This is a genomic window from Jeotgalicoccus sp. S0W5 (assembly GCF_011634875.1).
Classification (GTDB): domain Bacteria; phylum Bacillota; class Bacilli; order Staphylococcales; family Salinicoccaceae; genus Jeotgalicoccus; species Jeotgalicoccus marinus.
In genome coordinates, this window is the sequence record NZ_SIRQ01000001.1 from 1 (window position 1) to 13,767 (window position 13,767).

The following is a 13,767-nucleotide window of genomic DNA, read 5'->3' on the forward strand; positions in this document are numbered from 1 at the left end:
ATGGTAGTTGGACTGACGTCCCGTGAGAGTAGGACGCTGCCAGGCTTACATATTTTTTATTCCACAGTAGCTCAGTGGTAGAGCTATCGGCTGTTAACCGATCGGTCGTAGGTTCGAGTCCTACCTGTGGAGCCATTTTTTTGTTATGGCCCGTTGGTCAAGCGGTTAAGACACCGCCCTTTCACGGCGGTAACACGGGTTCGAGTCCCGTACGGGTCACCATTTTAATATAGTCTAATATGGAGAATTAGCTCAGCTGGGAGAGCATCTGCCTTACAAGCAGAGGGTCGGCGGTTCGAGCCCGTCATTCTCCATTTTTCATTTGGAAGGGTAGCGAAGTGGCTAAACGCGGCGGACTGTAAATCCGCTCCTTCGGGTTCGGCAGTTCGAATCTGCCCCCTTCCACCATGATTTTTGGGCTGTAGCCAAGCGGTAAGGCAACGGGTTTTGGTCTCGTGATGCGAAGGTTCGAATCCTTCCAGCCCAGTTTTAATTATATTTAGAGCCATTAGCTCAGTTGGTAGAGCATCTGACTTTTAATCAGAGGGTCGCAGGTTCGAGCCCTGCATGGCTCATCTTGGACACTTGCAAAAGCAAGTGTCTTTTTTTATACATGAATTTAGTTCAAATTTAATATTTATAAGCACTTGTATAAAAACGCTTTCTTTAGTATATTTGTATAACAAAAGGGTTTAGATTTGGAGGAGTTGTAGTGGTAAATATTGATTTGATCGGTGCGCCAACATCATTTGGTCAACAAAGACCAGGTGTTGCTTTAGGTCCAGATGCTTTGCGTTTTGAACATTTAATAAAGAAATTGAATGAGCTCGGTCATGAAGTAACCGATAAGGGGAATGTTGTTGGAGGATATGGGGTATGGAAAGAGAATAGTAATGAAAAAGATAAAAATGGCTTAATCAATCTAAGTGAAGTATTAGATTATAGTCAGACGCTTGCCTCTGTGGTAGATGAGAGTGTAAGTAATAAGAAGTTCCCATTTATAATTGGAGGCGACCATAGCTTATCTATTGGTTCAATTAGTGGTATTAGTCATCATTATGATAACTTAGGGGTAATTTGGATTGATGCGCATGGGGATATCAATAGTAGCGAAACGTCACCGAGTGGTAATATACACGGTATGCCTGTAGGTGTCTTATTAGGTGAAGGGCATGAACAGCTGGTTGATGTACATAAAAGTGGTCCAAAATTAAAACATGAAAATATTGTCTTTATAGGAGTGAGAGACTTAGACTCTGGTGAGCAGTCTTATATTAAAGCACACAATATTAAGTGTCATACTATGTCAGATGTGAGAACTGAGCGTTTGACTGTTGTGATTAAAAAAGCTTTAGCTTCTTTAGAGCATTGTGATGCCATACATCTATCATTAGATGTAGATAGCTTAGATCCAATGGAAATAGAAGGGACAGGTACAAAGGTCAACGGGGGACTTTTTCTAGCTGAACTACTCGAGGCATTAACAGTACTAAGTGCATCTGATCGTTTAGTTTCTTGTGATTTAGTGGAAGTTAATCCACTCCTTGATAAGGAGAATAATACAGCTAAAAAAGCTGTAGAAATCGCATCGTTTATCTTCGGGAAAAGATTGTTATAGATAGTAAAGAAGCTGTGGAAGACGGACTTTCACAGCTTCTTATTTTATATTACTGAATCAGTTTGTCTTCTGTTTTTACAATATTAATGAGATAAGAAGAAATATCGGAGTCGTTTTCTTCATTATTTAGGTTTTTAAGCTGCACCATCAGGGCATTAAAAGAGTAATCATTTAATTTTAATTGATAAACGTGCGGGTCCGAATGTTCGGATAATGGTTTATAATTGAGTATATTCATATCAGCAATAATATGTTTTGCGCTAGGAATGTAAAACTTTTGTAAAATGCTTTTCTTTTCTACTGTATGTGAGATGGTTATAATACCGTGTTTTAACAATTGGCTGAGGTGATAGTGGACTTTAGCTCGTGGCAATTCAAGTTCGTCTGCAAGCATCTGACCAGTTTTTGCTTCTTCTGACATCATGGCAAGGAGTTTCATTCTAAACGGATCGCTAATTGACTTGAGCTGCTCTAGGTCTTTTATAACGAGCAAATTCTTCATTATATCCTCCAATGTTTTCTTTTATTATCATGTAAGAAGTAAACCTCGTCAATTAATCAAGATTTCATTTATATGATTGTTTGTTACATAAATTTGGATTTGGTATTATTAAAATGTTAAGTACTAGGGGGATGAGTATGATAGGTCAAAGAATCAAAGAAATTCGAAACAATAATAATCTGACGCAAGAAGAGCTCGCTGAGGGAATCATCTCCCGCACATATTTAAGTTTGATTGAAAAAGGTACCGTTCAACCATCAACAAATGTATTGGTTAAGTTAAGCAAGCGTTTGAATTGTACTGTAAATGATTTCATGACTGAAGTATCTCATTTTAAATATAATAATTTCGAAATACTTAGAGAAATAGGTCACTATGAATTGAAGGTTGAACATGGAGACTTTGAATCTTTGAAATATTTTATCGATAAAGAATATGAACAGATTGAAGATATTCCTATGCCAGATAGTGGTCGAATTCATTTGATATATGCTCAGTATTACCGTCATCTCGGTGATAGTAAACGTACACGTACGAACATAGATAAGGCATTAAAACAACTATCTACAGTGGCTGTGAATCAACATTATATTAACGCAGTCTTATTGAAGGCGGATTTACTGGTGAATGATAAGTTAACAGATCAAGCAATCGATATTTTAGAAGATGCTTTATACATGTTAACGAAGTTTGATGAATTAAATATTTCAGATTTAAAATTACGCTATGCACTTGTAAAATGTTATATTATATTTAAACAGTATTACACTGCACACAGAATCATTACAGATATAGAACTGATTTCTACAAGACTAGGTATCCACTATAAAGACTTGGAAATTGAACAGCTAAAAGTGCTTTGTTTGGTTAAGATTGAGCGTTATAATGATGCACTAGAAATACTGACTACAACAGATGATGAAGTACTATTAGTTTTAAAAGCCTATAGTTATTTCAAAATGGATAAGGTTAAAGAAGCAGATGCCTTATTTAAACAATTAGCTAACATTGAGTTAGATACTTCAGTCATACCTGAAATAACAGTAGTATATCGCGAGTTAACAGAGAGATTAGGTGGCTTATAACATAATAGAAAGGATAATCATTATGGACACAGCCAACTTTTTTGAAAATATCTCTACTTCCTTTGTAATTACAAGTATTATCGATGTGCTTATCGTTTGGTATGTATTTTACTTAATACTTACCGTCATCAAAGGAACAAAAGCCGTTCAGCTAATCAAAGGGATATTTTTCATAATAATTGGGCGGGCAATTAGTAATTTTTTCGATCTAACAACGACAACTCAGTTGTTTGATATGGTTTTACAATGGGGTTTCTTAGCAGTAATCGTAATCTTCCAACCTGAACTAAGAAGAGCCTTAGAACAACTCGGGCGTGGAAGTCTATTTAGATCCAATGGACAAAACGAAGCTGCAGTTAAGGAACGTCTTGTACAAGATATGCTCACCGCTGTAAGGTATATGGCTAAAAGGCGGATTGGAGCTTTAATAGTGATGGAAAAAGAGACGGGGTTAAAAGACTACATCGAAACAGGTGTGCCATTAAACTCAGAAATTTCCTCACAACTTCTTATTAACATTTTTATACCGAATACACCGTTACATGATGGTGCGATGATTATTCAAGGTGATAAAATCGCTACTGCAGGTAGTTATCTACCGCTTTCTGAAAGCAATAAGATCGCAAAAGACTTAGGAACACGACATAGAGCTGCTGTAGGAATATCGGAAGTGACCGATGCTTTTACGATTATCGTATCTGAAGAGACAGGGAATGTGTCTGTTACATACGACGGTAAAATGACCAAAGAACTCGACATGGATACACTTGAAAAACTACTCCATGAACAGTGGTTAGTCGCTGTTTCATCTAAGGAAGGGGGCGGTATATTTGCTAGAAAGTAAGGTTGGAATAAGTATTGTTGCACTGTTATTAACAATCTTGATGTTCTTTAATGCAAATAACATCTTCGATGAGGCAAATATATTTGTTGATGACGAGAATACAAATGAAGATGCCGATTTTGTTGAATCCGTACCAGTTGAATTACTTTATGATGAAGAAGAATATTATGTTTCTGGTGTACCACAAGAGGTTACAGTTGAATTATCAGGCTCAAGTTCAAATGTGAAAAGATTACAGGCGACGAGAAACTTTGAAGTGACCTTAGACCTTAGAAATAGAGAGCCGGGAGAGCACGAAGTGTTCTTCACAGTAAACGGACTACCTGAGAATGTTACTGCAACCGTACAGCCTGAAACAACAAATGTTACAATACAAAACCTAGTGTCACAAACTTTTGAAGTTCAAGCAGAAGTGAGTGACGGTAGAGTGGGTTCTAGTTATCAACTGGATTCAGTCAATGTAGAACCTTCCACAGTGACAGTGAGTGGTGGAGAAAGCACGATGAATCGTATACAATATGTACGTGCCATGATGTCAGACACCTCTAGTATTACTGATGAGAGAGTAGAAGAAGCAGAGGTGAGTGCTTTTGATGCTCAGTACAATAAGTTAGATGTCGTCATCGAACCAGAAACTGTAAGAGTGGAAATTGAAGTTGAAGAACTTTCTAAAAGTGTACCTGTGTATCAAGAAACGGTTGGTGAACCAGATGACGGACATACGGTATCTGATGTAGAATTAAACCATGATACAATAGAAATATTCGGTGACAAGGAAACCTTGGACTCTATCAACTCTCTAACAGCTGAGGTTGATGTTGAAGGAATGTCATCGTCGGGTACAAAAGATGTTAGAATAGAATTACCAGAAAATGTGACAAAGAGTGAACCGGCAGTGCTGGAAGCAGATGTCACTGTTGAGAATGATTAACATGGACTTACAAAAAGGAGACTATTATGGGAAAGTATTTTGGAACTGATGGTGTAAGAGGAATTGCTAATGAAGGATTAACGCCAGAATTTGCTTTTAAATTAGGCCGTTACGGCGGTTACACTTTACTTGGAGAAGGCCAAGAACACCCTCGTGTACTCGTAGGAAGAGATACACGTATTTCTGGTGAGATGCTAGAATCTGCCTTGATTGCAGGCCTATTATCAATCGGTGTTGAAGTGATGCGACTCGGTGTCATTACAACTCCTGGTGTGGCTTACTTAACTAAAGATATGGAAGCGAACGCTGGTGTAATGATCTCTGCATCACATAATCCGGTTGAGGATAACGGTATTAAATTTTTCGGTCCAGATGGATTTAAGTTAACAGATGAGCAAGAAAATGAGATTGAGGCATTAATCGACAGTGAAGGTGATAATCTTCCAAGACCAACTGGTGTTAATGTGGGTACAATCTCTGACTATTTTGAAGGCGGTCAAAAATACCTTTCATACCTTAAATCAACAATTAACACAGACTTTGATGGCCTAAAAATCGGTATTGATGGTGCTCATGGTTCGACTTATCACCTAGGCCCATACTTATTTGGTGACTTAGAAGCAGAGACAGCAACAGTCGGTTCAAACCCAGATGGTACAAATATCAATGCAAATGTTGGTTCGACTCATCCAGAGAGATTACAAGAATTAGTGAAAAATGAAGAATGTGATTTCGGTCTAGCCTTTGATGGTGATGGCGATAGAATTATTGCTGTAGACGAAAATGGAGATATCGTTGATGGGGATAAGATTATGTTCATCTTAGCTCAATCACTCAAAGAAAAAGGTGAACTCAAAGACGATACAGTCGTATCAACGGTAATGAGTAACCTTGGTTTCTATAAGGCGTTAGAAGCACATGGCATGAAATCTGATAAGACAAAAGTCGGAGACAGATATGTTGTTGCTGAGATGCGTGAAGGTGGCTATTCTCTTGGTGGAGAGCAGTCAGGACATATCGTGATGATGAACTATAACACAACGGGTGACGGACTATTAACAGGTATTCATCTTGCTCAAATTATTAAAGACTCTGGTAAGAAGTTAAGTGAACTTGCAGCTCAGGTTGAAACATTCCCTCAAGAGCTTGTTAACGTTCGTGTAACAGACAAGCACCACGTAACAGATAATGAAGCGGTTAAAGCTGTCATGTCAGATGTTGAAGATAAGATGAACGGTAACGGCCGTATTCTTGTTCGTGCATCAGGAACAGAGCCATTAGTACGTGTAATGGTGGAAGCAGAAACTGAAGAATTAGCTACAGAGTATAGTGAAACAATTGCAAAAGTTGTAGAAGCTGAAATGGGTTTAGATAAATAAACATAAAATGATAAGTGGTCCGGAATGCTAATGTCCGGACCACTTTTATGTAAAATTTAAGGTGTAAGATTATTAATGAAAGATGAAAAGTTTGTACTTAGCACTTGAAATCCTAAATAGACAGAGATTAAAGATAGTATAGAGAAGATAATGTTCTCTACAAAACTCCCTGTGCGGGTGGTTAATGGAAATCGAACTTTGAAGTTTAGGGGGAAGAACAATTGGATCCCACTTTTTGTAGCCATGTCTAATATGTAATGACTGATGATACCCGAAAGAAGCCCCGTCTTTATAGCTGTGTTGCTAAATAAAAAGTCTGCTAGAAATGCAATGACAAAACAAAATACTATACTATGAGTAAATGAGCGGTGTCCAAAAACAAAGTTGATTATTCTTGATAAGATTGGCATCCGCTTTCCAATTTTGCTTCCACTATGACAAATATCTGGAATGAGTGATCCAACTAAGCTACTTGCTAGAACAACGACTGGATCTAAATCTGTGAGATGTACCACGGTTAAACCAAGAGTGACACCGCCGATCACATGAGTTTTTCCCTTCATGATATGTGCCTCCTATAAAGGTAGTATATCATTAAACTAGATATAAAAATAACTTTATATAAACAAAAACATAACAATGTTAAATAAATTTAACTTAAAGGAGTTGTAATGATGGATCATAGAAATCGATCGAATATTAAAGTGGGGAGTCATGTCAAAGTCGTGCAAAAGCATCATCAGCGTACCGGAGAATTGACAGAGGGCATTGTTGAAAAACATTTAACAAATTCAGCAAACCATCCGCATGGTATAAAAGTGAGATTAGAAGGCGGTGTTGTAGGCAGAGTTAAAGAAATTATTGAACAATAATATTTATGGTATAAATAGGTAAAAAAATCTTGTAATATTTCGCCATATAATTTACACTTTTATTCTGACAGTAAAAAGGAGGGAAACTTAATTTAAATCGGAATAGCGCCAGAGCAGTATTAACTGCTGACGAGGAGGACAGTTATCGAACATTCGGCGGATGCTGTCCCGGATACTAAAGTATTCGTAAGTTTATCTGTTAAAACTATCGAGTGATCGATCTGACAGAGCAGATATTCCACAAAACATTAATTAAGACTAGGAGTATTATTATGTGTGGAATTGTAGGATATATAGGAACAAATGACGTTAAGGAAATTCTATTGCACGGTCTAGAGAAGCTAGAATACCGGGGCTATGACTCAGCGGGTATCGCAGTTAAGGGTGACTCTGAGACTAAAGTATTTAAAGAAAAAGGTCGTATTGCTGACCTTAGAAAACAAGTTGACGCAGATTTTTCTGGTCAAGTGGGTATTGGTCATACACGCTGGGCAACTCATGGGGAGCCAAGTGTCGTCAATTCTCATCCTCATCAGAGTAACGATGGACGTTTTACACTTGTTCATAACGGTGTTATTGAGAATTATGTACAATTAAGAGAAGACTACTTATCAGATGTAGAATTAGTGTCTGAGACTGATACAGAAATCATCGTACAGTTGATTGCTAAATTCGCCAAAGAAGGTTCATCTACTTTAGAAGCGTTCAAGAAAACTTTATCATTGTTACATGGTTCATATGCATTAGGTCTATTAGATAATGAGGATGATAATACAATCTATGCAGCAAAAAATAAATCACCACTACTATTAGGAAAAGGTGACGGGTTTAACGTTATCACTTCTGATGCAATGGCGATGCTTAGATTAACAAATGAGTTTGTTGAATTGATGGATGGTGAAGTGATTCAAATCATGAAAGATCAAATGATTATTCATGATCTTGAAGGTACAGTAATCGAACGTGAATCTTATATTACTGAGATTGATGCAAGTGATGCTGAACTTGGCACTTACCCACATTACATGATTAAAGAAATTAATGAACAGCCTCAAGTAATGCGTAAAATTATCAATGAATACCAAGATGAAAATGGGAACCTGAAAATTGATGATGCCATCATCAAACAGCTAAATGATGCAGACCGCTTATATATTATCGCAGCTGGAACGAGTTACCATGCTGGTTTAATTGGTAAAGAATATATCGAGAAATGGGCAGGTGTACCAACTGAAGTACATGTTGCTTCTGAGTTTGTGTATAACACACCATTACTTTCAGAAAATCCACTATTCATCTTTATATCACAGTCAGGTGAAACTGCAGACAGTCGTGCAGTATTAGTGGATATTAAAGAAAAAGGCTATCAGGCTCTTACTATTACGAATGTACCTGGGTCTACACTTTCACGTGAAGCGGACCAGACTTTAATCTTACATGCAGGCCCAGAGATTGCTGTAGCATCTACTAAAGCTTATGTTGCACAAATAGCAGTACTCTCAATTGTTGCAGCCGTAACAGCAAGAGAACTTGGTAGAAAGAGCGACTTAAACTTGATGTCAGAGCTTGGTAAAGTGACGACAGCGATTACTTCAGTGATTGATGATGGATCAACGATTGAAGGCATTGTTAAAGACTTCTTAGAAACGACTAGAAATGCGTTCTTTATCGGAAGAACAATGGATTATTATGTCGGCTTAGAAGGCGCCTTAAAACTTAAAGAAATCTCCTATATTCAAGCAGAAGGCTTTGCAGGTGGAGAATTGAAACATGGTACAATCGCCTTGATTGAAGACGGTACACCAGTATTTTCACTCGCAACACAAGAGAATGTAAACCTAAACATCCGTGGTAATGCACAAGAAGTTGCAGCACGTGGTGCCAATGTTTGTATGATTGCCATGGAAGGACTAGAACAAGAAGGCGATACTTATGTTATCCCTCACGTTCATGAAATGCTGACACCATTAGTATCTGTAGTAGTTTATCAGTTAATTTCGTACTATGCAGCACTTCACAGAGGTAATGATGTCGATAAACCACGTAACCTCGCTAAATCAGTTACTGTAGAATAGATTTAATGATAAAAACTTAGCACTCTTAGTATTGAATTTTATGGTTCAATACTAGGGTGCTTTTTGTTTGGTCAGACATAGAAAAGGTTAAAACCATGTGGGGTGATTTTATGAATAATGAAATGACTTGGCATATTGTAATCGGAGAATCAGCATGGTTATCTGTAAAGCTCGCAACAAATAGTAGTCGGGTGATTGGATTAAAGGATAACCTGTCGTATGGGCCGATTTTATATTTAGATACAAAAAAGGGGATAGAGAATCGGTTAGACTGGTTGACAGAGAAATTGTCAGATGTTGATCATTATTCTTACGACACTTTGAAGAAACTTAGAGACATTGCGCCGTATGAGCCTATTATTATTTGGACTGCAGATAATGGGAGTGAACAGACAGGTTTACGATATGTGATGTATTTGCTGAAGGATTGGTCTAATGATATCTACATTTTAAATACCACTAGTGCTTATAATGAATTGATTGGTAATTCGAATATAGTGAAGACCACAGAACTTAGTATCAATCAGTTAAAAGAAATATATGAGAAGTTTAATAAGAAGAAACTTTTGGATGATAGAAAACGTTTAGTAGAAGAATGGAAAGCTTTAAGGCAGACAGAAATGAATTTAAGAGCATATAGTAATTATAAAATTGTAAGTAAAAACGAAGCGGCATATGATGCATTTATCATAGAGACAGCAAAGAAAATACATGTAGAAATGCAGAATGAGCCCTATATAAAAGCAGCGAGAATAGTAGGAGAAGTGTACGGTGAATTACAAGACTTTGATGACTTGTTTATAGAATATAGATTACGAGAAATGATAGAAGAAGGCTATTTTGACTATAAAGGTGACTTGTCTGCAATGCGTTTTTACGAAGTGAGATTAAAAGATTCAGAGTAATTTTACTCTGAATCATTATTTTTTATAAGGCTATAGATGTAGACAATTGGTGCGAAAATGTAGGCGAAAATTAGTGTGTATTTAGAATTAGGTATCTTAGTATGTGAAAACTTGTCTTCAGTTTCTAGACCAATAAATGGATGTGTAAAGGTTGCGACGATGAAATATATCGTTAAGATGATGTATGGGAAAGCTATGTAGTCAACCTCTACAAATTCAGCCATGATTGTGATGTAAAAAAGAAAAAAGAATACATCAATAAATAATATAAGTAGACGAAAAATTCTATCTCCCATTCACGAAACCTCCAATGAATCATTTCAGGTATTATTTTAAGAGTGACAAATATTTTAGTAAACACATATTTACTAAATAATCGATAGACCTTAACATTCCCTTGGTAAAATGATTCTTATGATTAAAATTATTGTGGAGGTTACTAATGAATAACAAAGCACAATTGAACGGGGTGCGTTTACCTTTAACAAACTTGGAAAATTGCCGTGAGCTAGGTGGTTATGAAACAGGGAAAGATAGCCGTTTGATATATACTATCTTTTTAAAAAAGCTATTATATCCAATAAATTCACATAATTTATATGTACATTATGTATATTTATATTTATTCATTTACACAAACTATTTTATACTCTATTATTGTTATCTCTACAATAAAACCTTATTATTTCAAAGTCTTTCTTATACTAAAATAGAAATTAATTTTCATAATTTGCATATAAAAATGAGTTAAATGAGTAATAATATGTACTCATTCAACTCCTTTAGTTCTAGTCCTTTATATAACGTTTCAAATGTTTAGATGTCAATGTTTCTGTACTGTTAATAAACGTTTCAGGTGTACCACTAAATTGGACTTTTCCTCCTTCTAATCCAGGACCTGGACCAACATCTATAATCCAGTCAGCCTCACACATAATCGATAAATTATGTTCTATTAATATAACGGTATTATTTTGTTCAATTAAGTCATCGAAACATTTCATTAGCACAGGAATATCAGATTCATGTAGTCCTGTTGTAGGTTCATCAAATATAAAAATATTATCTTTTACATCTTCATCTAAATGTTGTCCTAATTTTACACGTTGTATCTCTCCACCTGATAAAGTTGATAATGGTTGCCCAAGTGTCATATAATTTAATCCTGTTTTGCTTATAGACTTTAATTTAGACTTAATATCTGTCTCTTTATCAAAAAAAGTTATACCTTCATCAACTGTTAAATCAAGAAAATCAGCAATCGAGTACCCATTTATTGTAGCGTTTAATACTTCTTGCTTATAACGCTTTCCATGGCATACTTCACATGTCTGTGAAAAGTCACCCATAAAAGCAAGTTCTGTCTTTATATAGCCCTTTCCACCGCAATTTGGACAAGCACCTTTTGAATTATAACTAAACATTGATTTATTTAAACCGGTTTCTTGACTGAAAAAGTTTCTTACACTATCAAAAATACCTAGATATGTTAATAAATTAGATCTATTAGATCCTTGAACTGCTTTTTGGTCCATAAAAATTGTATTATCATTCTCTGCAAACCCAGCCTTAATAAGTGAGCTTTTTCCTGAACCAGCTACACCTGTTATAACTGTCAATACATTTTTAGGTATAGACGTTGTAACATTATACAAATTGTTCTGATTAACAGGTCCAATATCATAAAAGTTATTTGCTTCACGTATATTACTTTTCAGATAATGTTTGTCCCGTAATGCGTTACCTGTTGAAGTATTTGAAGACAGTAATTCTTTATAAGTTCCTTTAAATGTTACTTCTCCACCATTTTTTCCTGAACTTGGACCCATATCAATAATATAATCACCTTCTTTAATTACATCAGGATCGTGCTCTACAATTAATACTGTATTTCCCTTATCTTTTAAAGACTTCAAAATTTCATTTATTTTAGCTATATCTTCTGGATGTAATCCAACACTTGGTTCATCTATAATATAAATTAAATCAGATAATGGACTATTTAAATGACGAATTAACTTCAGTCGTTGTGCTTCACCACCTGATAAAGATGTTGTTACACGATTAAGTGTTAAATAACTTAGTCCAATATAATCAAGTGCTTCTAACTGTTTTCGAAGTGGGTCAACGATAAATTTAGCTGTTGGGTCTTCTAGTTTATTAAGAAATTCTAAATTTTCTTTAATCGTCATTTGTGTGAAATCAGAAATATTTTTTTTCATGATTTTAGAACTTAATATTTTTGAGTTTAACCGCTGTCCTTCACAGGTAGGACAGATTTTATTAGTTACTACACCTTTAAGATGTTTAGCATAACGTTTTTTATTAAATTCTTTATCACCTAAAAATATTCTACTAAATCTAGGAATTAAGCCTACATATTTTGCAGATTTACGCCACTCATCTGGTGGATTTTTTAATGTCATTGGTTCTTGATACAAAAATAAATCTAATTCCTTCTTAGTATAATTCTTTAATTTTTTATCATTATCAAATAAACCACTATCACGATAAGCTTTACCACGTTCTTTATCTGGACCAAATGAAGGAAAATCAATCGCTCCTTCATTTAGAGATTTGTTCCAATCTAACAGTTTATCTAGATTAATATCCTCAATGTATCCTAATCCTTCACATGTTTCACACATACCTTTAGGACTATTAAATGAATATGCATCTGAATAACCAACAAAAGGTTCACCTATTCTTGACCAAAGCAATCTAACTGTTGCATATATATCTGATACCGTACCTACAGTAGACCGAGAATTGCCATTGAATCTCTTTTGGCTAATTGTCATTGCTACAGGAAGATTCTTAATTTCTTTTACTTTTGGTTTGGGTTGTTGATTTAAATGAAACTGGATGTAACTAGAGTAACTTTCATTTAAAAGTTGTTCAGATTCTGCAGCAATAGTATTGAACACTAACGAAGATTTACCTGAACCAGAACGACCTGTGAACACGGTCACCAAATGCTTGGGTATATTTAAGTCAATGTTTTTTAAATTATTTTGTGAAGCACCTATAATATTAATATCATCCATCAATTGTCCTCCCTTATAACCTTTGTAATGTTAATTATTTCATATTACTTGAAACTTCACTACTTAAAAGAACATCAAAATTTATTAGTTGATATTACAAATTATTCCACCAATTTAATTCATCTCTATTAAAGAAGCTTTTCACTTTCGTTAAGTCCTTAACTTCCAGATTTATAATTAGGGAAAGCAGGTGGTTCTTCATTCCAAACACTTTTAATTTTGGCAATAAATTTTCCAAGAATACATTAATTCTTCCCAGTGTGAAAAGTTTGATTGATCACCAATTAAAACATAGTATGTAAGATTTTCATAAGCATCCACTGTATTCATTCTATCTTTAGTTGACATGATATAGGGAAGCTTAACAACTTGCATTTCTTCATCTTGATCACTTTCCCGTTCACACATAAGTAAAAACATTCATTTGGCTCAATATTAATGACTAATAAGTTGAGTTCATTTTCTTCGGGAGTATAATAATATATATTCATAGGATTTAGCTAAACCCT

General features: G+C 35.3%; 14 protein-coding genes and 6 tRNA genes. 15 read left to right on the top strand and 5 right to left on the bottom strand.

Translation table 11 applies throughout. The features are described 5' to 3' along the window. Positions 1 to 60 precede the first annotated feature (60 nt). From EYB29_RS00005 to rocF, 7 genes are all read left to right on the top strand, one after another. Positions 61 to 135: transfer RNA gene (locus tag EYB29_RS00005), tRNA-Asn, on the top strand. A 12-nt stretch (positions 136 to 147) separates the two neighbouring features. Further along, a tRNA-Glu gene (locus tag EYB29_RS00010) sits at positions 148 to 222 on the top strand. A 19-nt stretch (positions 223 to 241) separates the two neighbouring features. After that, a tRNA-Val gene (locus EYB29_RS00015) sits at positions 242 to 314 on the top strand. Between the two features lie 10 nt (positions 315 to 324). After that, positions 325 to 408: transfer RNA gene (locus tag EYB29_RS00020), tRNA-Tyr, on the top strand. A gap of 7 nt (positions 409 to 415) precedes the next feature. Next, positions 416 to 487: transfer RNA gene (locus EYB29_RS00025), tRNA-Gln, on the top strand. 15 nt (positions 488 to 502) lie between these two features. After that, a tRNA-Lys gene (locus EYB29_RS00030) sits at positions 503 to 575 on the top strand. 137 nt (positions 576 to 712) lie between these two features. Continuing rightward, complete coding sequence (gene rocF, locus EYB29_RS00035; RefSeq protein ID WP_166626186.1) at positions 713 to 1,618, top strand: arginase; 906 nt, start codon at positions 713 to 715, stop codon at positions 1,616 to 1,618. A gap of 49 nt (positions 1,619 to 1,667) precedes the next feature. On the opposite strand, the gene EYB29_RS00040 is transcribed toward rocF, so the two are convergent. Then, complete coding sequence (locus EYB29_RS00040) at positions 1,668 to 2,120, bottom strand: winged helix-turn-helix domain-containing protein (protein ID WP_166626187.1); 453 nt, start codon at positions 2,118 to 2,120, stop codon at positions 1,668 to 1,670. Between the two features lie 137 nt (positions 2,121 to 2,257). On the opposite strand from EYB29_RS00040, the gene EYB29_RS00045 reads away from it, so the two are divergent. Genes EYB29_RS00045 through glmM form a run of 4 tightly spaced genes read left to right on the top strand, consistent with a single transcriptional unit; the run spans position 2,258 to position 6,359 of the window. Next, positions 2,258 to 3,205, top strand: coding sequence for a helix-turn-helix domain-containing protein (locus EYB29_RS00045; RefSeq protein ID WP_166626188.1), 948 nt, complete (start codon positions 2,258 to 2,260; stop codon positions 3,203 to 3,205). A gap of 22 nt (positions 3,206 to 3,227) precedes the next feature. Beyond that, on the top strand, positions 3,228 to 4,049 hold the full coding sequence (gene cdaA, locus EYB29_RS00050; protein ID WP_166626189.1) for a diadenylate cyclase CdaA: 822 nt from the start codon (positions 3,228 to 3,230) through the stop codon (positions 4,047 to 4,049). After that, complete coding sequence (locus tag EYB29_RS00055) at positions 4,036 to 4,980, top strand: CdaR family protein (protein ID WP_166626190.1); 945 nt, start codon at positions 4,036 to 4,038, stop codon at positions 4,978 to 4,980. The genes cdaA and EYB29_RS00055 overlap by 14 nt, the downstream gene beginning before the upstream one ends. Before the next feature lie 26 nt (positions 4,981 to 5,006). Beyond that, positions 5,007 to 6,359, top strand: a complete 1,353-nt coding sequence (gene glmM, locus EYB29_RS00060; RefSeq protein WP_166626191.1) for a phosphoglucosamine mutase — start codon at positions 5,007 to 5,009, stop codon at positions 6,357 to 6,359. Positions 6,360 to 6,415: 56 nt separating this feature from the next. Here glmM and EYB29_RS00065 read toward each other — a convergent pair whose 3' ends face one another. Beyond that, entirely contained in the window at positions 6,416 to 6,922 is a 507-nt protein-coding gene (locus EYB29_RS00065; RefSeq protein ID WP_166626192.1) for a metal-dependent hydrolase, read from the bottom strand. A gap of 111 nt (positions 6,923 to 7,033) precedes the next feature. Between EYB29_RS00065 and EYB29_RS00070 the strand changes: the two genes are divergently transcribed. The 3 genes from EYB29_RS00070 (at position 7,034) to EYB29_RS00080 (ending at position 10,211) form a co-directional block, all read left to right on the top strand. Next, the gene (locus EYB29_RS00070) at positions 7,034 to 7,231 is read left to right on the top strand and encodes a YwbE family protein (protein ID WP_166626193.1); all 198 of its coding nucleotides are present in this window, start codon (positions 7,034 to 7,036) and stop codon (positions 7,229 to 7,231) included. Positions 7,232 to 7,503: 272 nt separating this feature from the next. After that, on the top strand, positions 7,504 to 9,306 hold the full coding sequence (gene glmS / locus EYB29_RS00075) for a glutamine--fructose-6-phosphate transaminase (isomerizing) (protein ID WP_166626194.1): 1,803 nt from the start codon (positions 7,504 to 7,506) through the stop codon (positions 9,304 to 9,306). A 110-nt stretch (positions 9,307 to 9,416) separates the two neighbouring features. Beyond that, positions 9,417 to 10,211: a DUF1835 domain-containing protein gene (locus tag EYB29_RS00080; protein WP_166626195.1), complete on the top strand. Its 795-nt coding sequence runs from the start codon at positions 9,417 to 9,419 to the stop codon at positions 10,209 to 10,211. Between the two features lie 2 nt (positions 10,212 to 10,213). Here the strand turns inward: EYB29_RS00080 and EYB29_RS00085 are convergent, their stop codons facing one another. Then, positions 10,214 to 10,507, bottom strand: coding sequence for a hypothetical protein (locus EYB29_RS00085; RefSeq protein ID WP_166626196.1), 294 nt, complete (start codon positions 10,505 to 10,507; stop codon positions 10,214 to 10,216). Between the two features lie 146 nt (positions 10,508 to 10,653). Between EYB29_RS00085 and EYB29_RS00090 the strand changes: the two genes are divergently transcribed. After that, positions 10,654 to 10,962, top strand: a complete 309-nt coding sequence (locus EYB29_RS00090) for a hypothetical protein (RefSeq protein WP_166626197.1) — start codon at positions 10,654 to 10,656, stop codon at positions 10,960 to 10,962. A 37-nt stretch (positions 10,963 to 10,999) separates the two neighbouring features. Here the strand turns inward: EYB29_RS00090 and EYB29_RS00095 are convergent, their stop codons facing one another. Together EYB29_RS00095 and EYB29_RS11520 are read right to left on the bottom strand one after the other, a co-directional pair. Further along, positions 11,000 to 13,258, bottom strand: a complete 2,259-nt coding sequence (locus EYB29_RS00095; RefSeq protein ID WP_166626198.1) for an ATP-binding cassette domain-containing protein — start codon at positions 13,256 to 13,258, stop codon at positions 11,000 to 11,002. A 213-nt stretch (positions 13,259 to 13,471) separates the two neighbouring features. Beyond that, positions 13,472 to 13,666 (bottom strand): hypothetical protein, encoded by a 195-nt coding sequence (locus EYB29_RS11520; protein WP_240921797.1) that lies wholly within the window; start codon positions 13,664 to 13,666, stop codon positions 13,472 to 13,474. Between the last annotated feature and the right edge of the window lie 101 nt (positions 13,667 to 13,767).

Excerpts from the sequence above, each read along its gene's own strand:
- EYB29_RS00040 (WP_166626187.1), bottom strand. The coding sequence starts at position 2,120 with ATGAAGAATTTGCTCGTTATAAAAGACCTAGAGCAGCTCAAGTCAATT.
- EYB29_RS00045 (WP_166626188.1), top strand. The coding sequence starts at position 2,258 with ATGATAGGTCAAAGAATCAAAGAAATTCGAAACAATAATAATCTGACG.
- cdaA (WP_166626189.1), top strand. The coding sequence starts at position 3,228 with ATGGACACAGCCAACTTTTTTGAAAATATCTCTACTTCCTTTGTAATT.
- glmM (WP_166626191.1), top strand. The coding sequence starts at position 5,007 with ATGGGAAAGTATTTTGGAACTGATGGTGTAAGAGGAATTGCTAATGAA.
- EYB29_RS00065 (WP_166626192.1), bottom strand. The coding sequence starts at position 6,922 with ATGAAGGGAAAAACTCATGTGATCGGCGGTGTCACTCTTGGTTTAACC.
- EYB29_RS00070 (WP_166626193.1), top strand. The coding sequence starts at position 7,034 with ATGGATCATAGAAATCGATCGAATATTAAAGTGGGGAGTCATGTCAAA.
- glmS (WP_166626194.1), top strand. The coding sequence starts at position 7,504 with ATGTGTGGAATTGTAGGATATATAGGAACAAATGACGTTAAGGAAATT.
- EYB29_RS00080 (WP_166626195.1), top strand. The coding sequence starts at position 9,417 with ATGAATAATGAAATGACTTGGCATATTGTAATCGGAGAATCAGCATGG.
- EYB29_RS00085 (WP_166626196.1), bottom strand. The coding sequence starts at position 10,507 with ATGGGAGATAGAATTTTTCGTCTACTTATATTATTTATTGATGTATTC.
- EYB29_RS00090 (WP_166626197.1), top strand. The coding sequence starts at position 10,654 with ATGAATAACAAAGCACAATTGAACGGGGTGCGTTTACCTTTAACAAAC.
- EYB29_RS00095 (WP_166626198.1), bottom strand. The coding sequence starts at position 13,258 with ATGGATGATATTAATATTATAGGTGCTTCACAAAATAATTTAAAAAAC.
- EYB29_RS11520 (WP_240921797.1), bottom strand. The coding sequence starts at position 13,666 with ATGTGTGAACGGGAAAGTGATCAAGATGAAGAAATGCAAGTTGTTAAG.